The sequence below is a fragment of the Nonomuraea sp. NPDC003709 genome (genome assembly GCF_040610775.1).
Lineage (GTDB): Bacteria > Actinomycetota > Actinomycetes > Streptosporangiales > Streptosporangiaceae > Nonomuraea > Nonomuraea angiospora_A.
In genome coordinates this window covers 355716-376233 of the sequence record NZ_JBEXMW010000001.1, presented here as the reverse complement: position 1 = coordinate 376233, position 20518 = coordinate 355716, and the positions used below count along the sequence as shown (strand labels likewise).

At 68.9% G+C, this 20518-nt stretch carries 22 protein-coding genes; 8 read left to right on the top strand and 14 right to left on the bottom strand.

The genetic code is table 11. The annotated features are described in order from the left end of the window. Positions 1-142 precede the first annotated feature (142 nt). Positions 143-886, top strand: coding sequence for a hypothetical protein (locus ABZX61_RS01850; RefSeq protein ID WP_355190700.1), 744 nt, complete (start codon positions 143-145; stop codon positions 884-886). A gap of 6 nt (positions 887-892) precedes the next feature. Here ABZX61_RS01850 and ABZX61_RS01845 read toward each other — a convergent pair whose 3' ends face one another. From ABZX61_RS01845 to ABZX61_RS01825, 5 genes are all read right to left on the bottom strand, one after another. Further along, positions 893-1708 (bottom strand): hypothetical protein, encoded by an 816-nt coding sequence (locus ABZX61_RS01845; protein WP_355190698.1) that lies wholly within the window; start codon positions 1706-1708, stop codon positions 893-895. 82 nt (positions 1709-1790) lie between these two features. After that, the gene (locus ABZX61_RS01840) at positions 1791-2924 is read right to left on the bottom strand and encodes a hypothetical protein (protein ID WP_350728347.1); all 1134 of its coding nucleotides are present in this window, start codon (positions 2922-2924) and stop codon (positions 1791-1793) included. A 114-nt stretch (positions 2925-3038) separates the two neighbouring features. Further along, on the bottom strand, positions 3039-4517 hold the full coding sequence (locus ABZX61_RS01835) for an ATP-binding protein (protein ID WP_355190696.1): 1479 nt from the start codon (positions 4515-4517) through the stop codon (positions 3039-3041). After that, positions 4514-5023 (bottom strand): VOC family protein, encoded by a 510-nt coding sequence (locus tag ABZX61_RS01830; RefSeq protein ID WP_355190694.1) that lies wholly within the window; start codon positions 5021-5023, stop codon positions 4514-4516. Before ABZX61_RS01830 ends, ABZX61_RS01835 begins: the two co-directional genes overlap by 4 nt. A gap of 99 nt (positions 5024-5122) precedes the next feature. Next, positions 5123-5815, bottom strand: coding sequence for a C39 family peptidase (locus ABZX61_RS01825; protein WP_355190692.1), 693 nt, complete (start codon positions 5813-5815; stop codon positions 5123-5125). A gap of 355 nt (positions 5816-6170) precedes the next feature. Here ABZX61_RS01825 and ABZX61_RS01820 point away from each other — a divergent pair, with 355 nt between their 5' ends. From ABZX61_RS01820 to ABZX61_RS01810, 3 genes are all read left to right on the top strand, one after another. Continuing rightward, positions 6171-6620 carry a lamin tail domain-containing protein gene (locus tag ABZX61_RS01820; RefSeq protein WP_355190690.1) on the top strand — a complete coding sequence of 150 codons (450 nt, stop codon included), beginning with the start codon at positions 6171-6173 and terminating at the stop codon, positions 6618-6620. A 70-nt stretch (positions 6621-6690) separates the two neighbouring features. Next, positions 6691-7245: a YceI family protein gene (locus ABZX61_RS01815; protein ID WP_355190688.1), complete on the top strand. Its 555-nt coding sequence runs from the start codon at positions 6691-6693 to the stop codon at positions 7243-7245. Positions 7246-7697: 452 nt separating this feature from the next. Continuing rightward, positions 7698-9011, top strand: a complete 1314-nt coding sequence (locus ABZX61_RS01810; RefSeq protein ID WP_350728341.1) for a UDP-glucose/GDP-mannose dehydrogenase family protein — start codon at positions 7698-7700, stop codon at positions 9009-9011. Positions 9012-9142: 131 nt separating this feature from the next. Here the strand turns inward: ABZX61_RS01810 and purE are convergent, their stop codons facing one another. After that, the gene (gene purE / locus ABZX61_RS01805; RefSeq protein ID WP_355191450.1) at positions 9143-9625 is read right to left on the bottom strand and encodes a 5-(carboxyamino)imidazole ribonucleotide mutase; all 483 of its coding nucleotides are present in this window, start codon (positions 9623-9625) and stop codon (positions 9143-9145) included. A gap of 14 nt (positions 9626-9639) precedes the next feature. Beyond that, positions 9640-10788, bottom strand: coding sequence for a 5-(carboxyamino)imidazole ribonucleotide synthase (locus tag ABZX61_RS01800; protein WP_355190686.1), 1149 nt, complete (start codon positions 10786-10788; stop codon positions 9640-9642). A 280-nt stretch (positions 10789-11068) separates the two neighbouring features. Between ABZX61_RS01800 and ABZX61_RS01795 the strand changes: the two genes are divergently transcribed. Continuing rightward, a complete protein-coding gene (locus ABZX61_RS01795) occupies positions 11069-11551 on the top strand; it encodes a GtrA family protein (protein ID WP_355190684.1) in 483 nt (160 codons plus the stop codon). Here ABZX61_RS01795 and ABZX61_RS01790 read toward each other — a convergent pair. Next, a complete protein-coding gene (locus ABZX61_RS01790) occupies positions 11535-12815 on the bottom strand; it encodes an ATP-binding protein (RefSeq protein ID WP_355190682.1) in 1281 nt (426 codons plus the stop codon). The genes ABZX61_RS01795 and ABZX61_RS01790 overlap by 17 nt on opposite strands. Positions 12816-12818: 3 nt before the next feature. Beyond that, positions 12819-13487 (bottom strand): response regulator transcription factor, encoded by a 669-nt coding sequence (locus ABZX61_RS01785; protein WP_043620820.1) that lies wholly within the window; start codon positions 13485-13487, stop codon positions 12819-12821. Between the two features lie 203 nt (positions 13488-13690). On the opposite strand from ABZX61_RS01785, the gene ABZX61_RS01780 reads away from it, so the two are divergent. The 3 genes from ABZX61_RS01780 (at position 13691) to ABZX61_RS01770 (ending at position 16941) form a co-directional block, all read left to right on the top strand. Next, complete coding sequence (locus tag ABZX61_RS01780; protein ID WP_355190680.1) at positions 13691-15958, top strand: glycoside hydrolase family 95 protein; 2268 nt, start codon at positions 13691-13693, stop codon at positions 15956-15958. 23 nt (positions 15959-15981) lie between these two features. Then, positions 15982-16383 carry a MerR family transcriptional regulator gene (locus ABZX61_RS01775; protein WP_355190678.1) on the top strand — a complete coding sequence of 134 codons (402 nt, stop codon included), beginning with the start codon at positions 15982-15984 and terminating at the stop codon, positions 16381-16383. Between the two features lie 81 nt (positions 16384-16464). Beyond that, a complete protein-coding gene (locus tag ABZX61_RS01770; protein WP_350728334.1) occupies positions 16465-16941 on the top strand; it encodes an RICIN domain-containing protein in 477 nt (158 codons plus the stop codon). Positions 16942-17044: 103 nt separating this feature from the next. Here ABZX61_RS01770 and bfr read toward each other — a convergent pair whose 3' ends face one another. The 5 genes from bfr to ABZX61_RS01745 form a co-directional block, all read right to left on the bottom strand. Continuing rightward, positions 17045-17530 (bottom strand): bacterioferritin, encoded by a 486-nt coding sequence (gene bfr / locus ABZX61_RS01765; protein WP_355190676.1) that lies wholly within the window; start codon positions 17528-17530, stop codon positions 17045-17047. A 15-nt stretch (positions 17531-17545) separates the two neighbouring features. Beyond that, positions 17546-17722, bottom strand: a complete 177-nt coding sequence (locus tag ABZX61_RS01760; protein ID WP_138669932.1) for a (2Fe-2S)-binding protein — start codon at positions 17720-17722, stop codon at positions 17546-17548. 106 nt (positions 17723-17828) lie between these two features. Then, complete coding sequence (locus ABZX61_RS01755) at positions 17829-18449, bottom strand: MBL fold metallo-hydrolase (RefSeq protein ID WP_355190674.1); 621 nt, start codon at positions 18447-18449, stop codon at positions 17829-17831. Beyond that, positions 18450-19535, bottom strand: a complete 1086-nt coding sequence (locus ABZX61_RS01750) for an S-(hydroxymethyl)mycothiol dehydrogenase (RefSeq protein WP_350728332.1) — start codon at positions 19533-19535, stop codon at positions 18450-18452. A gap of 15 nt (positions 19536-19550) precedes the next feature. After that, positions 19551-20516, bottom strand: coding sequence for an adenylate cyclase regulatory domain-containing protein (locus ABZX61_RS01745; protein WP_355190671.1), 966 nt, complete (start codon positions 20514-20516; stop codon positions 19551-19553). Positions 20517-20518 lie beyond the last annotated feature (2 nt).

The following is a 20518-nucleotide window of genomic DNA, read 5'->3' as shown; positions in this document are numbered from 1 at the left end:
TCCCGGCCTGACGCGCGATCTCCGGGCCTGACGCGTGGTCTCCCGGCCTGACGCGCGATCTGGCCGAAAGGCCGATGGCGGCCCGCCCGTGTTCGGCCGGACGGTCGATGGCGGGCGGGCGGCGCTCGGCCACCATGGCGGCATGAGCATCTCCATGAGGCGAGTCGTGGCGACAGGGGTGACGCTGGCGGCGGCGCTGACGTTGACCGGGTGCAAGGTGGACCTGGACGCCGAAGAGGTCCACACCGCGCAGGCGTTCCCGTTCACGGGCACCGCGCTGAAGATCAATGCCTCCCTGGGCGGCGTGCGCGTCCTCCAGGGCAGCGGGGGCCGCGTCGAGGTGGAGCGGTGGGTACGCGGCAAGGCCGCCGACGACGGCAACGCCACCTGGTCCCTGCGGGACGGCACCCTTCGCCTGAGCGCGAACTGCAACATGGTCTTCGGCGACTGCGGCGCCCGCTACCACGTCAAGGTCCCGCCCGGTGTACCGCTGTCGATCGAGGCCGACGACGGCGTCATCCTGAACGGCCTCGCCCAGGACGTCGACGTGGTCAGCCGGGACCGCATCCAGGTCTCGGGCGCCGCGGGAAAACTGCGGCTGCGCAGCGAGGGCCCGATCACGGGCGAAGGGCTGAAGTCGCCGAGCGTCCGGTGCCGGACGTCGGACGGCGCGATCGACGTGTCGTTCGCCAGCCCGCCCACCGCCCTCGACCTGGGCTCCAGCGACGGCCGGGTGACCGCGACCGTGCCCATGGCGGCCTACGCGATCACGGCCCGCAGCACGGACGGCACCGAGCGCTCGGAGCTCAAGGACGACGCCAAGAGCCCCAACACCATCAAGGCCGTGAGCGGCTCCGGAGACGTCCGCATCCTCCGGGCCAGGTGACCTCGTTCACTGCCAGATGGCCGCGTACAGCCCGTTCTCGGCGTTCACCTGGACCGGGGACAGCCCCTTGGCCTTGAGGTCGGCGAACCGCTTCTGGTAGCCGGAGGAGGTCATGTCGACGTAGTGGGCCCAGGACCTGACGCCGTCCTTGCGCCACACCGCCGTGTACGTCCCGTCGGGCGCCACGGCCACCTTGACCGGCCGGAACCCCTGCTTCTTCTTGGCGTAGAACGCGGCCTCGTGCTGCTGCCTGGACTTCCCGTACGTGTAGTACCAGGCCCCGCCCGTGTTGACCGTCCACACGCCCACGTACCGCAGGTCGTCCGGGGTGCCGTACACGTCGACCGAGGTCAGCGCGAGCCCCTGGGCGGTGGCCCGCTTGTTGGCGGCGGCGAACTGGGCGGGGGTGAGGTTCGACCTGGCGAAGAACTTCCCGCGCCGCTTCTCGAAGACGGCCGTGAACACCGGCGCGTCACTCGGCCCGGTGGCGGAGACGAAGACCGGCTGCGCCCCCTCCTTCAGCCCCTGGTCGAACCGCTGCTGGTACTCCTCGGCCGACATGCCCTGCCAGATGCCCCAGTTGGCCGGCGAGCCGCCCTTGACCCACACGGCCGCGTACCGCTCCCCGTCGGAGACGTTCACCGTGACCGGCCGGAAGCCCTGGTCCCTGAGCTGCTTGACCCGCGCCACGCTCTGCTCGGCGGTGAGGCCGTGGTAGGCCACCCAGGCCGGACGCGCCTGCGCGCCGGCCGGGGGCGCCACCACGGCCACCGGGGCCGTCATCCCGATCAGTAATGCCGCGATCTTGCTCGTGGTCCGCATGACCCTCCCGTGCCTTTACGCATTCGTGGGGATTTCGGACCGACCATAACAGCCTTAACTGACCACCCGCTGGCAGCTCCGATCAGCCGACCTTCTCGAACGGGGTCGGCGTCTGGCCCGTCCAGCGGAAGAGCTGGGCGTGGCCGGTGTACTTGCTGACCCCGCCTTCCGTGATGGTCGCGGACTTGGACACGTAGTAGCGTCCGCCGCCGAGCGAGATCAGGCCGTACTCGCCGCCGAACTCCCAGCCCCTGACGCCGGTGGCCTCGTGCTGGAGCCCGCCCGGCGCCAGCGTGAGCAGCCGGCCCCGCTCGGGCTGCGGCTGCCCGACGATGTCACCCTCCCTGGGCCGCTCGCGGCCGTCCACCATGAAGAAGGAGTAGTTGGGGAACTGCGGCTTCTTGCCCTTGTAGACGGCCATCATCCAGTTGCCCGTGAAGTCGTCGTACTCGAGGTTCTGCACGCCGTAGGTGGTGTTGCCGGTGTACGCGAAGTACTTGCCGTCGACCTGCTCGGGGCCGCTCTTGTGCGGGTCGCTCTCGGTGAGCGGCTTCTCGTACTTCTTCCACCGCTCGATGTCGTACTGGAGGAGGACCTGGTAGTCGTTGTCGGCCCGGGTGGTGTTGGAGTAGATCCCGTACGCCACGGTCAGCAGCTGCTTGCCGTGCTTCTTCCCGAACTCGGGGCCGAAGGACACGCCGTCGATGCCGCTGCACCCGTACCGGTGATCCGGGGTGTTGCCCACGTTGCCGTCGAACTTGCCGTCGCCGTTCATGTCGGCGGTGTAGTCGGCGACGACCTCCTTGAGGTAGACCGTCTTGACGACGTCACTGGTCTGGGCGTCCATGCCCATGCTGGTGATGCGGTCGACGTCGAAGATCGCGATGTAGAACGACTCCTGCTCCTTGTACTCGAGGGAGCCGTACACCCGGCCGTCCTTGGCGTTGAAGTCCAGATCGCCGAGGTGCCCCGTGAAGCCCCTCACCGAGCCCACGGGGTTGCCCTTGAGGTCGGTCTTGACGAGGACGTTGGTGAAGGAGAAGTACATGTACCCCTTGCGCTCGTCAATGGCGATCCCCTGGACGTGCCCCTCGGTCCAGGCGCCGCCGTAGATCTCGTTCGGCAGCTCTGGGCGGCGGTCGTCGGCGGTGGCCGGGGCGGCGAGCAGGCCGAGCGATGCGGTGGCGACCACGGCGAGCGTCAGGACTTTGCGCATGTTTGCGTACCCGTCTTCGGTTAGGGATCAGACCGAAACCTGACGGTATACCGACCGAATGTCGCTGTCTGACATATGCGTGAACTGGCAGTGAAGTCACTCAGAACTGCCCATTCATGGGCAATACAGCCGTTCAAGGCCGATCAGAGCCACCCGGGCATCCTCGCCCGCGACCGCGCTCAGCTCGTCACTGAACCCCGACCCTCCATAGCAGGCGAGCACGGTATCGCGCGTGTCGTACCCCTTACGCTCCAGCAACTCGCGCGCTCTCGCGAGTCGCCTGAGGTGATGGCGATCCATCACTTCACCCCACTTGGCCTCACCGAGCGACAGGATCCGCCGCGGCTTCCCGGGCTCCTGCGCGGCCAGCGCCACGACGTCGATCTCGATCTGACCCCTGTTGACCGGATCGGGCACGACGCCTGCTCCGATCTCAGCCGGAAACTCGCCGAAAGCGGACTCTCCCGCGTCCAGCGCGAAATCCCGGCACAGCGCCTCGAAGTGCGGCCCGACGACCTGGGCGAGAAACGTCTGCCTGACCGCCTGCCATACGGTCTCGGCCCGATGAATCTCCAGCTCCGACCAGCGGCGCCGCATGATCGCCTCGTAGAAGGTGATCAACGGCTCCACGATGCGGTAGCGGGAACGTCCCGAGCGGAACAGGTCCGGCTCCCGCCTGACCAGCGCGCAGTCCTCCAGCACCGTGAGCGGATGGGTGATCTGATCGGACCTGCGCCCCACATAGTTGGCGATCCCGCCGTTGGTGGAGTTCCCGCCGGCGATCGCCGCCAGGACGGAGTGGTAGAGCGCCGGATCACGGATGTCCGACTCTTCCGCCAGCAGATACCGGGCCTCGCGAAAAAGCGGCATCTGCGGGTTGAGCACCGTGCGGACGACCCAGGAGTCGAAGTCATCGAGGCTCTCCGGCACGTCACCCTGCGTGAACTCATAGCGATAGGCGGGTGTTCCGCCCACGATCGCATGCACCAGCACGGCCAGCCGGGAATCCGAGATCCCCCAGAACTCCGCCGCGTCCCGATACCGAAACGGATGAATCATGAGTTCGAGACCGGCCCGCCCGCGCAGTGGCGCCTGTCCGGAAAGCAGCCCGCCCATCACGGACATGGCCGATCCACAGAGGATCAGCCGCGCGGCGCTCTCCCGGCCGCTTCCACCGGGACCGAGCTCGCGCTGAATGATCGACGGCAGCGCGGGCGAGACCCTGAACAGGAACGGAAACTCGTCGATGATCAGCGGCATGGGCCGATCGCGAAGAGCGCGGAGCGTGTAGGGAACAGCGTCGTTCCAGTCCCGGAAAGGGATCTCCACGACCTGCCGGGTGAATCGCGTGAGAGCTTCGGTGAAGAGCCGCAACGATTCGGCCTCCGTCGCCTCGGTGGCGGCGAAATACATCCCACCGGTCGCCTCCGCCAACGCCTGCAGGAGAAAGCTCTTCCCCTGCCGACGTCGCCCACTGACCACACCGAGCGACGCACCGGGCATCACGGCCGTCTGGCGTTGTGGCGCGACAAAACCCGCCAGCCCTTGCCACTCCCGCACGCGGTCAAAGACGTGCTCCGGCTTCCGGATCAAGCCCCCTCCTCCCATGGCACACTTACAGAAATATACTTCTCAGAAGCATAGTTCTGTAGTCGTGCGGGCGGTTCCTCAAACGGTCGGCGGTTGCCCTGGGGCGTCGAGCGCGACCAGCTCGATCTCGAAGCCGTCCCCATCCTCCAGATAGGCCGCGTAGTGCCGCTCCCCGCCCGCGTACGGGGGCGATCGGGGAACATCAGCGTCCAGCCGTTCGCGGGCGCCCGCTCGGCCAGCGCGTCCACCTCGGCGCGGCTTCCCACATGGAAGGCCAGATGGTTCAGCCCGGGGCGGCAGCGGTCGTGCCGGTCGGCGCTGAGGGCGGGCGACTGCTCCAGCACCAGGTACGTGGCCCCCAGCCGCCAGCTGCGGCCGTGCTCCCAGTCCTGGTACAGGGTGTAGCCGAGCGTCTCCAGCAGCCACTGCCAGCTCGCGACGGCTCGCGGCAGGTCGGGCACCCAGATCTCGACGTGATGCAGCATCCCGGTCGCGGGCTCCCCGCTCATCCCGTACGCACCCCTTCCGCTCCCGGTCGTGGGCCCCCGCTCATCCCGTACGGACCCCTTCCGCTCCCGGCCTTGGGCGCACGGCCCGCCCGCGTCGCCTCAGAGCTTGGAGATGTAGTACATGTTGCCGCCCGGCTGGAGGATGCCGGCCAGGACGGAGGTCTTGATGGTGTGGGTGCCGCCGGTCGGCTTCCACGGGTCGTACACGGTGATGGTGCCCGCCGTCTTGTCGTAACCGTAGGCGATGATGGCGTGGCCGACCCTTGTGCCCTTGATCGTGCCCTTGTTCCAGGGCAGCTGCTCCATCCACACCGCGAGCACCGGCGCCCGGCGCAGGTCTCCGATGTTGCCGGAGACCCGGTTCATGAGCACGACCGCGTTGCCGTCCGCGTCGGTGGGGCTCGTGACCTTGTAGCCGCGCGACTTGAGGTAGGCGTTGACCACCGGCATGGCGTTCACACCCTTGGTGCCTGCGGCGGCCGTGGTCTTCATCTTCTTGGCGAGGGTCGACTGGCTGACGTTGACGCCGAAGGTCGACAGGCTCATCGACGACGAGGCGGGGACGCAGAAGTAGTTGGTCTCCTGGCGCTGGCCCTTGAGGTTGAGCTGGTACTTCAGGGGCGTGAAGAGCCCTTTGGGCGTTGCGGCGACGGAGGACGAGGGGGACGGGGAAGGGGTGGGAGTCGGGGTGCCGGGGGACGCGTAGGCCGGTGACGCGGTGGTGAAGCCCAGGACGGCCACGGTCACGGCTGCGGTGAGGGCGACGCCGGTCCCCGTTCTACGGTTCTTCACTTGATCACTCCACACATGCGCGGCTGACAGTAGTCAGGGACCGTAGTTGATCTGCCAAGAGTGTGCAAATGGTGGCGCATGGTGACATAGGGGCAGACGGGACATTCGCGACACGGCCGAATGCGGAGCGCCTTACACGAGGCGGCCGGACGCGGAGCGCCCTTCGCAAGCCAGCCGGACGCGGAGCGCCTTACACGAGGCGGCCGGACGCGGAGCGCCTTTCGCGAGACGGAGCCGGACGCGGAGCGCCTTTCGCGAGATTGGCCGGATGCGGACGCCGTTGATCGCCAACCCGGCAATCACAGCAGCCGTCCCACTGATGTCACGTTCCATCTCTAGCCATATGGAGCCCGCAGTGCTCAAGCGCCTCCTCGCGGCGACCGGCGTCGCCGCCGTGGTCCTGCCGTCGGCCGGTACGCCCACCCAGGCCGCGACCCCGGTCGTTCAGATCGTCAAGGTCTATTACGACTCGCCAGGGTCCGACCGAGGCGGCAACGTCTCGCTCAACGGCGAATACGCGGTGCTGCGCAACATGAGCAGGCGAAGCATCCAGCTCGAGAACTGGATCCTGCGGGACGAGACCGGCTACAAGTACCGATTCCCCAGCTTCACCCTCAAGCCCGGCAAATCAGTGGCCGTACGCTCGGGCCAGGGGACCGACACCTCGACCACCCTGTACTGGGGTCGCAAGTGGTACGTCTGGAACAACGACGGGGACACGGCCGGCCTCTACCGGAGCAGCGACCTCAAGAAGATCGACGGCTGCACCTGGGGACGCGGCGGCATCTCCACCACCTGCTCGTAGGTTTTCACCACGCCGACCGACACGCCCCTCGGTCAGAAGGCGGACGCGTGGTGCGAGTTAGCCTGACAAGGTGAGCATTACCGCTGGTAGCTACACATTCGGACCCGATTCCGGCCGGCTCCTCATCCACACGACCCGCACCGGACTTGGCGCCAAGGCCGGCCACGATCTCACCATCGAGGTCACGCGCTGGAGCGGCGACGCCACAATCGACACCGCCGCCCCGGCGAACTCCTCGCTGACCGTCGAGGTCGACCCGGGTTCGCTCGAAGTCCGGACGGGGACCGGCGGCATCAAGCCGCTCACGGACTCCGACCGCGAGGAGATCGAGCGAACCATCCGGGAGAAGATCCTGCACACTGGCCGACATCCGGCGATCACCTTCCGGTCGACACGGGTCGACGGGACCGCGGAGTCGTTCCACATCGAGGGCGACCTCACCATCCTCGGGGTGACCCGGCTGGTGACGGTCCAGGGCATGTTCGCCGATGACCGCGTACGGGGCTCGGCGGCCATCGTGCAGTCCCGGTGGGGGATTCGACCGTATTCCGCGTTCTTCGGCGCGCTCAAGCTGAGCGATGAGGTCGAGGTGCGGTTCGACGTCGGCCTCGCGGCAAAGGACTGAGCTCGGACCGGTCCCATCTCCCGAGCTCACGAACAGGGCCTCGTGGTGGCCTCAGCGCCTCCATGCCCCTGGCCGTGCTTCTCTCAATGGCCCGCGTGCTCAACGAGTCGGCGAAGCGGGTTTGGCTGGGGGTTTGGGGGCCACGTCCCCCAATATCACTGCCCGAGCCCTCCGCGCGAAGCGCCCCACCCTGAGGACCGCGCCTTCGCCCCCGGCACGAAGCGCCCCACCGTGAGGACCGCGCCTTTGCCCCCGGCACGAAGCGCCCGCCGCGAGGACCGCGCCGTTGGTCCCGGCGTGATCTTCTTGTCGGCGACGGCGTAGAGGGTGTCAGATATCCGGAGGTCCGACCTTCTTGTTACTAGTCGGTACGGTTTGCGAAGAGGTGCAGGTGGCACGTACGAGGTAGCTAGGGCCGGTAGCATGCCTGCGCGATCGAAAGGAGCTCACTCGTGCCATATCGCCTCACGGTGATCGGGACCGGATACCTGGGCATCACCCATGCGGCGTGCATGGCTGATCTCGGATTCGACGTCCTGGGCCTTGATATCGACGCCGACAAGATCCGCAGCCTCAACCAAGGGGAGCTCCCGATCCACGAGCCCGGGCTCGAGCCTGTGCTCCGCCGCGGGCTCGAATCCGGCCGCCTCCGCTTCACCACCTCGTACGAGGAAGCCGCCGCCTTCGGCGACGTGCATTTCGTCTGCGTAGGCACTCCCCAGAAACGCGGCGAATATGCCGCGGACGTCACGTACATGGACAACGCAATCGAGTCCCTTGCCCCGTTCCTCGACCGCCAGTGCCTGGTCGTGGGCAAGTCCACCGTGCCCGTCGGCACCGCCGAGCGGCTCGCGGACAAGCTCACCCGCCTCGCGCCCGCCGGCGGGCAGGCCGAGCTGGCCTGGAACCCCGAGTTCCTGCGGGAGGGGTTCGCGGTTCAGGACACCATGCACCCGGATCGCATCGTGGTCGGCGTTCGCACCGAGCGAGCGGAAAAGGTGCTGCGCGAGGTGTACGAGCCGCTGGGCGAGGTTCCGTTCGTGGTGACCGATTTCGCCACGTCCGAGCTGGTCAAGACGGCCGCGAACGCGTTCCTGGCCACCAAGATCTCGTTCATCAACGCGATGGCCGAGGTCTGCGAGGCCGCGCACGCCGACGTCAAGCAGCTGTCCGAGGCGCTGTCGTACGACGACCGGATCGGCGGGCGGTTCCTGAACGCGGGCCTCGGGTTCGGCGGCGGCTGCCTGCCCAAGGACATCAGGGCGTTCATGGCGCGGGCCGGGGAGCTGGGAGCGGACCAGGCGCTGACATTCCTGCGCGAGGTGGACGCCATCAACATGCGGCGGCGCGCCCGCATGGTCGACCTGGCCAGGGAGCTGGCCGGAGGCTCGTTCCACGGGTGCACCGTGGGCGTGCTGGGCGCCGCGTTCAAGCCGAACTCGGACGACATTCGCGACTCCCCCGCACTGGACGTCGCCGTGACCATCGGCCACCAGGGCGGACAGGTCACCGTGTACGACCCGATCGCGCTCGACAACGCCCGTAAGGCTCACCCCGAGCTGAACTACGGCGAATCAGCCCTGGACGCGGTACGGGGAGCGCACGTGGTGCTGCTGCTCACCGAGTGGCAGGAGTTCGTGGAGCTCGACCCCGAGGAGCTGGGAGCCGTGGTGGCGACCCGGCGCATCGTGGACGGGCGTAATGCCCTGAATGCCGAGACGTGGCGGTCCGCCGGATGGCACTACCGCGCCCTCGGCCGCCCCTGACGGATCAATCCCCCGCCTACGACCTACCCCGGCCCCCGCCCCTGACGGACCTATCCCCCGCCTACGACAGCCCCCGGCCGCCGTAGGCGCACCCCCCATCACGACCCCCGGCCGCCGTGGGCGCACCCCCATCACGACCCGAGGTTCGCGGCCTCCGTGCGGAGCTTCTCGCCCTTGGCGTACGCCTGCTCCTTCAACCGCACCTGGAACTCCTCCATCCGCTCCCGCAGCCCGGGGTCGGACGCGGCGAGGATGCGTACGGCCAGCAGCCCCGCGTTGCGGGCCCCGCCGACCGCCACCGTCGCCACCGGCACCCCGGCGGGCATCTGGACGATCGACAGCAGCGAGTCCATCCCGTCGAGATACTTCAGCGGCACCGGCACCCCGATCACCGGCAGCGGCGTGACGGAGGCCAGCATGCCGGGCAGGTGCGCGGCTCCCCCGGCCCCGGCGATGATCACCTGGAGGCCCCGGGAGGCGGCCTGGCGGCCGTAGTCGATCATCTCGGTCGGCATGCGGTGCGCCGAGACCACGTCCGCCTCGAAGGGCACGCCGAACTCGGCGACCGCCTCCGCGGCGGCCTTCATGACCGGCCAGTCGGAGTCGCTCCCCATCACAATCCCGATGCTCACGTGTACTCCCCGGTGGTGAGGTAGACGGCGGCGTGGCGGGCGCGGGCGCGCACCTCGTCGAGGTTGGAGCCGAGGGCCGTCACGTGGCCGATCTTGCGGCCGGGGCGCACCTCTTTGCCGTAGAAGTGCAGCTTGATGCCCGGATCGTGAGCCAGCACGTGCTCGTAGCGCTTGAACAGGTCGGGCTCTTCGCCACCGAGCAGGTTGGCCATGACGACGACCTGGGCGGTCATCTTGGGCGAGCCGAGCGGCAGGTCCAGCACCGCCCTCAGATGCTGCTCGAACTGCGACGTCGTCGAGCCCTCGATGGTCCAGTGGCCGCTGTTGTGCGGGCGCATGGCCAGCTCGTTGACCACGAGCCCGTTCGGCGTGTCGAAGAGCTCGACCGCGAGCAGCCCGGTCACGCCGAGCTCGTGGGCGATCTTCAGACCGATGCGCTGCGCCTGCGCGGAGTATTCGGGGTCCAGCCCGGGAGCGGGCGCGATGACCTCCACGCAGATGCCGTCCTGCTGCACGGTCTCCACGACCGGGTAGCTGACGCCCTGCCCGTGCGGCGAGCGGGCGACCAGCACCGCCAGCTCCCGCTCGAACGGCACGAACGCCTCGGCGAGCAGCTCGACCCCGGTCGCGAACGCCTCCGCGACCTCCTCGGCCGACCGGCACACCCAGACGCCGCGGCCGTCGTAGCCGCCGCGCACCGACTTCAGGACCATCGGCCAGCCGTGCTGCTCCGCGAAGCGCGTGGCCTCTTCGGGCGACGACACGCGCGCCCACGCCGGGCACGGCACGCCGATCGCGGTCAGCCGCTCGCGCATGACGGCCTTGTCCTGGGCGTGCACGAGGGCGTCGGCCCCGGGGTGCACGGAGTGGCCGGTCTCGGTCAGAGCTCGGATGTGCTCGGTGGGCACGTGTTCGTGGTCGAACGTGATCGCGTCGCAGCCCTTGGCGAACTCGCGCAGATCGTCCAGATCGCGGTAATCTCCGACGCGCGTGTCGACGATCACTCGTGCGGCGCTCTCCTCCGGAGAGTTGGCCAGCACCCGCAGCTCGACGCCGAGCGCGATGGCCGGCGGCTGCGACATCCTGGCCAGCTGGCCTGCGCCGACGATGCCGACGACCGGCCCGATGGGGCTGTAGGAACTCACGCCAGGTGAGCTTACCGGGACGGAACGACTTTCCCGGACTCCCCGGGCTGGGCGGCCGTTCCGGGTTGCCTTCGCAGGCACGACCGCCCAGCGTTCCGCTCCGCCCGCTTATGCCGGGTCGCGGGCGATGTGCAACGCAGCGTAATGCCCAACTGTCGTAAATGCCGGGCATAGGACGATATTTCTAAGTGGTAAGTTCACCAGCCTGACCTCGCCCCTACATGGCGGCCGGTACGCTGAGTTGGGTCAGGCTCGTCGAAGGAAGGGACCGAGCAGAGACGTGGACTTCGCCAAACGCCTCTACGAGCGGTTCTCCTCCCTTGTGTACGAACTGGCCAAGTTCGGCAGCATCGGGGCCGTCGCCTTCCTGATCGACACCGGCCTCCTCAACCTCTGCAACGTGGGCCTGGGCTGGGGCCCGCTGACGTCCAAGGTCGTGGCGACGACGATCTCCACGACCTTCGCCTACATCGGCAACCGCTTCTGGACCTTCCGGCACCGCGACCAGAGCGGGCTGAGGCGCGAATACTTCCTGTTCTTCCTGCTCAACGGCATCGCGCTGCTGTTCGGCATGCTGACGATCGGCTTCACCACCTACACGCTCGACCTGCACGACCCGCTCAGCTTCAACATCGCCAACATCGTGGGCGTGGGGCTCGGCACGCTGTTCCGCTACTGGTCGTACAAGAAGTGGGTGTTCCTGGAGGCCACCGAGCCCATCCCGATCGAGCTGCCCGAGACCGGGGTCAAGCAGGACCGCTGACCACGCGGGTCCTCGCGCCGTCGTCCTCGGCCGGGCGCAGGAAGATGGCGAACGTCGCCGGGCGGCGCCGTACCAGCTCCAGTCTGCCGCCGTCGGCCGCGGCCAGCGCGCGGGCGAGCGTCAGCCCGAGACCGGTGCCTCCGCCGCCGCTGACGTTCCGCTCGAAGATCTTGGGGGCGATCTCGTCGGCGATGCCCGGGCCCTCGTCCGCGACCTCGATCACCACGTAGTTGTCGCCGCTGGTCGACGTGACGGTGACGTCGCCGCCGCCGTGGCGCAGGGAGTTCTCCAGCAGCGACGCGATCACCTGGCCGAAGCCGCCGGTGGTGGCCATCGCCTTCAGACCTCGGGAGCCTTCGAGCCGCAGGATACGCCCCGCCTCCCGGAACACCGGCTCCCACTCCCTGATCTGCTGGATGATCACGTCGTCGATGGCGACCGGCTCGGCCTGGGCGTGGCGCTGGCGCCGCGCCGCCGCCAGCAGCTCGTCGATCACGGCGGTGAGCCGCTCCGCCTGCACGATCGCCGCCTCGCCCTCCTCCCGTACGACCTCCGGCTCGTCCGCGGCCGACACGATCTCCTCCAGGCGCATGGTGAGACCGGTCAAGGGGGTCCGGAGCTGGTGGGAGGCGTCGGTGGCGAACTCACGCTCGCGGGTGAGCAGGTCGGAGATGCGGGTCGCGCTGCGGTCGAGCACTTGGGCCACCCGGTCGAGTTCGGGAATGCCGTAGCGGTGTTTGCTCGGCCGGGCGTCTCCGGAGCCCAGCCGTTCGGCGATCTTCGCCAGGTCCTGCAAGGGCAGCGTCAGCCGCCGGGACTGTACGACGGCCAGGCTCACGGCCACCGCCAGGGCGGCGACGGCCAGGGCCACGATGAGCAGGAGCCGGGCCCGGACGTCCTGTTCAACCTGGTCGCGATCGCGACTTATGCGGACATAGACGCCGGTGTTGGTCTGCGCGTCCTCGGTCATCAGGTGACCGGACGGCGGTGCGGTGCCGACCACGGTCACCCGCAAGGGGGTTCCGCGTTCCCAGATCTGGATGTACCTGCCGGGATACTTCTGCTCCAGTTGCTGGGGGTCGAGCGGCGTCTCCTGGACACGGGCGTACTCGACCTCTCCCACGAGGCGCTTGGCCTCCGCCCCGAGCTCCTGAGCCGCCTCGTCGACGATCAGCCGGCTGACGACGACACCCAGGGGGACCCCCAGCAGCAGAACCGCGATGACCGCGACGACCAGGGTTGAGGAGAGCAGTCGGCGGCGCATCTCCTACTCGCGTTCGAACCGGAAGCCGACTCCCCGGACGGTCGTGATGTAACGCGGTTTCGCGGCGTCGTCGCCGAGTTTGCGGCGTAGCCAGGAGATGTGCATGTCGAGGGTCTTGGTCGAACCCCACCAGTTCGTGTCCCAGACCTCGCGCATGATCTGCTCCCTCGTGACCACCTTTCCGGCGTCGCGGACGAGCACACGCAGCAGGTCGAATTCCTTCGTTGTCAGATGCAGCTCCTTTTCCCCCATCCACGCGCGGCGGGAGTCGGCGTCTATACGCACGCCCTGGACGACCGGAGTCTCGGAGGTGCCGCGCCGGAGCAGCGCCCGTACCCGGGCGAGCAGCTCGGCCAGCCTGAACGGCTTCGTCACGTAGTCGTCCGCGCCGGCGTCGAGGCCGACGACGGTGTCCACCTCGTCGACGCGAGCGGTGAGAATCAGGACCGGAGTGCCGTGGCCCTCGGCCCGGATGCGACGAGCCACCTCCAAACCGTCCATTTCGGGCAGTCCAAGGTCAAGAACGATGAGATCGATGCCGCCCGACAGAGCCCTTTCCAGGGCTTGCGGGCCGTCGGGGCTCACCTCGACCTGATAGCCCTCACGGCGCAATGCACGCGCGAGCGGCTCAGAGATCGAGGTGTCATCCTCGGCGAGAAGTACGCAGGTCATGAAGCGATCGTAGGACCTTAAGCGATCGTTTCCCGGGCACAGCGCGCGGTTTGACTCGCAGTTGACCTATCCATTGACCTGGGCAAACGCGGCTAAATATCGGTTAGTCGGGATTAAATTACCGCGATTACCGAGAAACGAAAGCAATGGAGTCCCCGGCCCTCTGCCGTCCGGAAGAAATAATGTTGTTAACGTTGTCCCCCGTGACTGATCTGACCCTCTGGTACGACCGGCCGGCCACCGACTGGGAGACGCAGGCGTTACCCATCGGGAACGGCGCGCTCGGGGCGATGGTGTTCGGCGGGACGGACACCGAGCGGCTCCAGTTCAACGAGAAGAGCCTGTGGACGGGCGGCCCGGGATCGCGGGAGGGATACGACTTCGGCGACTGGACCGCTCCCCGGCCGGACGCGCTCGCCGAGGTCCAGGAGGCGCTGGATCGCGACGGGCCGATGACGCCGGAGGAGGTGGCGGCCGCGCTGGGGCAGCCGAAGTCGGGCTTCGGCGCGTACCAGCCGTTCGGCGACCTCTGGCTGGACCTGGCCGGGCAGCCGGGCTCCCCCGCCGGCTACCGCCGGGAGCTGAGCCTGAGCGAGGCCGTGGCCAGGGTGACGTACACGGCGGACGGGGTGCGGCACTCGCGCGAGTACTTCGCCAGCCACCCCGGGAACGTCATCGCCGGGCGGGTCTCGGCCGATCGGGCGGGCCAGGTGTCGTTCACGCTCCGGGTGTCCTCGCCGCACGAGAACGGGCGGGTCAGCGTCTCGGACGGGCGGCTGACGATCCGCGGGCGGCTCGCGGACAACGGGATGGCGTTCGAGGCCCAGGTACGGGTGGTCGCGGAGGGCGGCACCCGTACGGACGGGATCGACCGGATCACGGTCACCGGGGCCGACAGCGCCGTGTTCGTGCTGTCCGCCGGCACCGACTACGCCCCCGCCCATCCGGACTACCGCGGCGAGGATCCACACGCCGCCGTCACCGCCGCCGTGGACCAGGCGGCGGCCCAGGGGTACGAGGCCCTGCGCCGCGCCCACCAGGCCGACCACGGGGAGCTGTTCGACCGCGTACGGCTGGACCTCGGCCAGCGGACGCCGCCGGTCCCCACGGACCGGCTCCGGGCGGCCTACACCGGGGGCGCCTCCGCCGACGACCGCGCGCTCGAAGCCCTCTTCTTCTCCTACGGCCGCTATCTGATGATCGCCTCCTCACGGGCCGGATCGCTGCCCGCGAACCTGCAGGGCGTCTGGAACGACTCCACCACCCCGCCCTGGGCCGGCGACTACCACGTCAACATCAACCTGCAGATGAACTACTGGCTCGCCGACCAGACGAACCTGGCCGAGACGGCGCAGCCGTACGTCGACTATGTCGCGGGCCTGGTGAAGCCGGGTGAGATCACGGCGCGGGAGATGTTCGGGGCGCGCGGGTGGCTCGTGCACAACGAGACGAACCCGTTCGGCTTCACCGGCGTGCACGACTGGGCCACGTCGTTCTGGTTCCCGGAGGCCGGGGCCTGGCTCACGCAGCAGCTCTACGACCGCTATCGCTTCAGCGCGGACGCGGGATATCTCCGCGAGAGCGCCTATCCGGTGATGAAGGGGGCGGCCGAGTTCTGGCTGGACACCCTGCGCACCGACCCCCGTGACGGGACGCTGGTCGTCTCGCCCGGTTACTCCCCCGAGCACGGGGACTTCTCGGCCGGGGCGTCGATGTCCCAGCAGATCGTCCGGGACCTGTTCACGAACGTGGCGGAGGCCGCGGATCTTCTGGGGGACGCCGAGTTCGGCGGGCGGATACGCGACGCGCTGGCGAAGCTGGACCCGGGGCTGCGGATCGGGTCCTGGGGGCAGCTCCAGGAGTGGAAGGCCGACCGGGACGACCCCGGGAACACGCATCGGCACGTGTCCCACCTGTTCGGCCTGCATCCCGGCCGGCAGATCGCCGCGGGCAGCCGCGAGGGCGAGGCGGCCAAGGCGTCGCTGACCGCCCGCGGGGACGGCGGCACCGGGTGGAGCAAGGCGTGGAAGATCAACTTCTGGGCTCGGCTGCTCGACGGGGACCACGCGCACCGGATGCTGAGCGAGCAGCTGAGGACGTCCACGCTGGACAACCTGTGGGACACGCACCCGCCGTTCCAGATCGACGGAAATTTCGGGGCCTCCGCCGGCATGGCGGAAATGCTGGTGCAGAGCCAGCACGGCGAGATCCACGTACTGCCCGCTCTGCCCTCCGCCTGGCCCACGGGGTCGGTGCGCGGGCTGCGCGCCCGGGGCGACGTGACGGTGGACGTCTCCTGGCGGGACGGCGCCGCCGAGCGGATCACGCTGCACGTGGGGCGCTCGGGCCCGATCACGGTACGGACGGACCTGGCCGGACGCTGCCGGGCGCCCGGCGACGCGCGGCGCTCCGGGGACACGCTGAGCTGGGACGCCCAGGCCGGGACGGCCTACACCATCCTGGGAAGCTAGAGCCGGCTCGTATCCTGGGCGGCATGTCATCGGAGATCAGCATCGGCCGGCTCGCCGAACTCACCGGGCTGAGCGTGCACACGCTGCGCTTCTACGAGCGTGAGGGCCTCCTGCTCAACCCCGTGCGCCGCGGGCCGGGCGGGCGGCGGATCTACAGCGACGCGGACGCGCACTGGCTGACCACGTGCATCGTCCTGCGCGCCTCGGGGATGCCGTTGCCCGCCATCCGGGAGTACACCGACCTCGTCAGGAACGGGACCGGGAACGAGGCGGAGCGCCTCACGATCATGCTGGAGCACCGGGAGCGCGTGCTGCGCCAGATGAGCGATCTCAACCGCTGCCTGGACCTCATCACCTACAAGGTCGGCGTGTACGAGGACGTCATCTCCGAAACCACCGTCGCCGACTGCTCACCCCAGAGCTGATCCCATAAGGGATCCGATCACAACAAAACGGGAATCGCGCGCGTCTCAGTGATCAATACCTCAACGGAAAGGGTCACTGACGTGGACGCCACCCCCACCAGATTGTTCGCCGTCGCCGCCACCGCCGCCCTGGCGCTGTCCCTGGCCGCCGCTCCCGCCTCGGCGGGGGCCAGCGGGCGACTGATGAACGGCGCCACCGACCTCTGCCTGGCCGTGGGCAAGAGCGAGGTCAAGGCCGGCAAGAAGGTCATCCAGTGGACCTGCTCCGACAACAAGGACCAGCAGTGGATCTACAAGGGGCGCAAGCTCGTCAACGCCAAGACCGGCATGTGCCTGGCGATCGCGCGCGGCTCCCAGGTCAAGGGCAAGTACGCGATCCAGTGGCCGTGCACGGACGGCGGGATCGAGCAGGAGTGGATCTACGACGACATGCAGCGCCTGCGCAACCGGGCCAGCGGCCTGTGCCTGGCGGTCGGCAAGGGCGAGCGCAAGAAGGGTAAGTGGATCATCCAGTGGACGTGCAGGGACACGGGAGAGCAGGCGTGGCTCTGGAGGTGAAGGGAAAGCGCCCCGTCCGGGGACGGGGCGCCTTCGGTGCCACAGAGCCGCTCAGTAGGGCCGCCCAGTAGGGCCGCCCAGTAGGGCCGCTCAGTAGGGCCGCTCAGTCGTCGGACGAGGGCGGTTCGGCGTAGCGGGCCAGGTAGAGCTGCTCGCCCAGGCTGCGGATGAGGCTGAGCTCCGTCTCCAGATAGTCGATGTGCTCCTCCTCGTCCTCCAGGATCTCCTCGAAGATCCGGGCCGAGGTGACGTCGCCCTTCTCGCGCATGAGCGCGATCGCCGGGCGCAGGCGCTGCACGACTGAGAGCTCGACCTCGAGGTCCGCCCTGAGCTGCTCCTCCACGGTCTGGCCGATGTGCAGGGTGCCCAGGCGTTGATAGTTGGGCAGGCCCTCCAGGAAGAGGATGCGATCGGTCAGACGCTCCGCGTGGCGCATCTCGTCGATCGACTCCGCACGGGTGTGCTCGGCGAGTTTCGTGTAGCCCCAGTTCTCCTGCATCTTGGCGTGCAGGAAATACTGGTTGATGGCGGTGAGCTCGGCGGTCAGCTGCTCGTTGAGCAGCTCGATGATCTGCTTGTCGCCCTGCATGAAACGGGCCCCTCGCTATGCGGTCGTCAGTTCTTCAGACCGTTTCAGGATTGCACAGATCTTCCGTACACATCGGGCACAGTCACCACCGGCACCAGTGGTGTCGCGAATCTGCTTCGCGCTCTTGGCCCCGGAGGCGATGCAGTCGTGCACCTCGTTTTCGGTCACAGCACGACAAATGCACACGTACATCCGGGGACAGGCCTCTCGCGAGCGAAGTGGGGGCACCTTTAGGTAAGGCACACCTAAGCTACCTCACTTCGGTAAGGCTTGCCTATGTTAGGTCGGCCACATCAGGCTATCCACCTTGGGTGATCCATTCGTCCAGGTGGGGCGCCTCCGCGCCGATCGTGGTCGAGTCGCCGTGTCCCGTGTGCACGACGGTCTCCGGCGGCAGGGTCAGCAGCCGCTCCCTGATCGAGTCGATGATCGTGTCGAACGAGCTGTAGGACCGGCCGGTCGCCCCCGGACCGCCCTTGAAGAGAGTGTCGCCGCTGAACAGGGCGCCGAGGTCGGGGGCGTACAGGCAGACCGCGCCGGGCGCGTGGCCGGGGGTGTGGACGACCTCCAGCGCGATGCCGCCGACCTCGATCTTCTCGCCGTCGGCCAGCGGCTCGTACGACGCCGCGGCCCCGTACTGCTGCTCCCACAGCACCTGGTCGGCGGGGTGCAGCCGGATGGGCGCCCCGGTGCGGTCGGCGAGGGGCTTGGCGGCGTTGATGTGGTCGTTGTGGGCGTGCGTGCAGACGATGGCCTTGACCGTGCGCCCGCCCACCCGCTCGGCGATCGTCGCGGCGTCGTGGGCGGCGTCGATGACGACGACCTCGCGGGCGTCGCCGACCAGCCAGACGTTGTTGTCGACGTCCCAGGTGCCGCCGTCCAGCGAGAACGTGCCCGAGGTGATGACCCTGTCGATCATCTAGAACGTCACCACCGAACGCAGCACCTCGCCGCGGTGCATCTTCGCGAACGCCTCCTCGACCTGCCCGATCCCGATCGTCTCCGAGACGAACTTGTCGAGCGGCAGCCGGTTCTGCAGGAACAGGTCGATGAGCATCGGGAAGTCACGCGAGGGCAGGCAGTCGCCGTACCAGGAGGACTTCAGCGCGCCGCCGCGCCCGAAGACGTCGAGGAACGGCAGCTCCAGCGTCATGTCCGGCGTGGGGACGCCGACCAGCACGACCGTGCCGGCCAGGTCGCGGGCGTAGAAGGCCTGCTTGTACGTCTCGGGGCGGCCCACCGCCTCGATGACCACGTCGGCGCCGAAGCCGCCGGTCAGGTCGCGGATCGCCTCGACCGGGTCGCTCTCGCGGGAGTTGACGGTGTGGGTGGCGCCGAAGTCGCGCGCCCAGCCCAGCTTGCGGTCGTCCACGTCGACGGCGATGACCTTCGCGGCCCCGGCCAGCGAGGCGCCCAGGATCGCGGCGTCGCCGACGCCGCCGCAGCCGATGACGGCGACCGAGTCGCCGCGCGCCACGCCGCCGGTGTTGATCGCGGCGCCGATGCCCGCCATGACGCCGCAGCCCAGCAGGCCCGCGACCTGCGCGGGCGCCTCGGCGGAGACCTTGGTGCACTGGCCCGCGGCGACCAGCGTCTTCTCCAGGAACGCGCCGATGCCCAGCGCGGGCGACAGCACCGTGCCGTCCTTGAGCGTCATCTTCTGCGTGGCGTTGTGGGTGGCGAAGCAGTACCACGGACGGCCGCGCAGGCACGCGCGGCACTGGCCGCACACCGCGCGCCAGTTGAGGATCACGAAGTCGCCGGGCTCGACCTCGGTGACACCCGGGCCGACCGCCTCGACGACGCCCGCGGCCTCGTGGCCGAGCAGGAACGGGAAGTCGTCGTTGATCCCGCCCTCGCGATAGTGCAGGTCGGTGTGGCAGACCCCGCAGGCCTGCACGTTGACGACCGCCTCGCCGGGACCTGGATCCGGCACCACGACCGTCTCGAGCGAAACTTCCTGACCCTTGGCGCGGGCGACGACGCCCTGCACTTCGTACGGCATGCCAGCCATCTTGTGTCAGGAGGATGATCTCCGCAAGAGATAGGGCTGGACCACGCCGAGCCCTCTCGCGGGCCGGCGCCTGATCTTGTGCAGATCGAACCCCTCCAGCCCTTCGGCCAGCGCGGAATCGACCAGGATCGTGCCCGGCCGGGCGATGGCGGTGAGCCGGGCGGCCAGGTTGACGGTGGTGCCGAAGACGTCGCCCATGGTGGGCAGGACCGGCCCGTACGCCAGGCCGACGCGCAGCTCGACGCCCGACTCGACCAGGTCGAGCGCGATCCCCGCGGCCTGGGCCGGGCTCGGGGCGGTGAACAGCACCTCGTCGCCCAGCGTCTTGACCAGCCGGGCGCCGTGGGAGGCCACCACGTCGGAGGCCCGCGCCTCGAACCCCTCGACCAGCTCGGCCAGCTCCTTCTCGTCGAGCTCGCGGCTGCGCCTGGTGAACGAGACCAGGTCCGCGAACCCCACCGCCATCGCCACCCGGGTCGGCACCAGCTCGTCGCTGCCGTCGGCGATGGCCAGCAGCCGGGTGCCGGCGGCGGCGAGCTGGGCCCGCCAGACGTGGACCAGCACCTGTTCGAAGTCGGGCATCAGCTCCTGCGCCGCCCCGAGCACCTTGGCCAGGTCGTCCTCCGAGGGCTCCGGCGGCAGCATCGCGCCGATCATGATCTCGGCCTGCCACTGCGCCAGTCTGGCCGTGGTCTGGCCGAGCGCGCGGGCCATGCGGATGACGGTCTGCTCGTCGAGCAGGCCGCCGTCGAGCATCCGGCGCACCCGGCGCAGCGCCGCCACGTCGGCGTCGGTGAACGCCATGGCGCCGTCGGCCCGCTGCGCGAACCCGAGCGCCCGCCAGATGCGCTCGGCCAGCTCCTGCGACACCCCGGCCTTGGCCGTGACCTGCTCTTTCGTGAAGCGGGCCGGCGAGCCGACGAGCAGGCGTTCGATCTCTTCGGCACAGGGCCGGCTGGGGGGACGGCTCACGC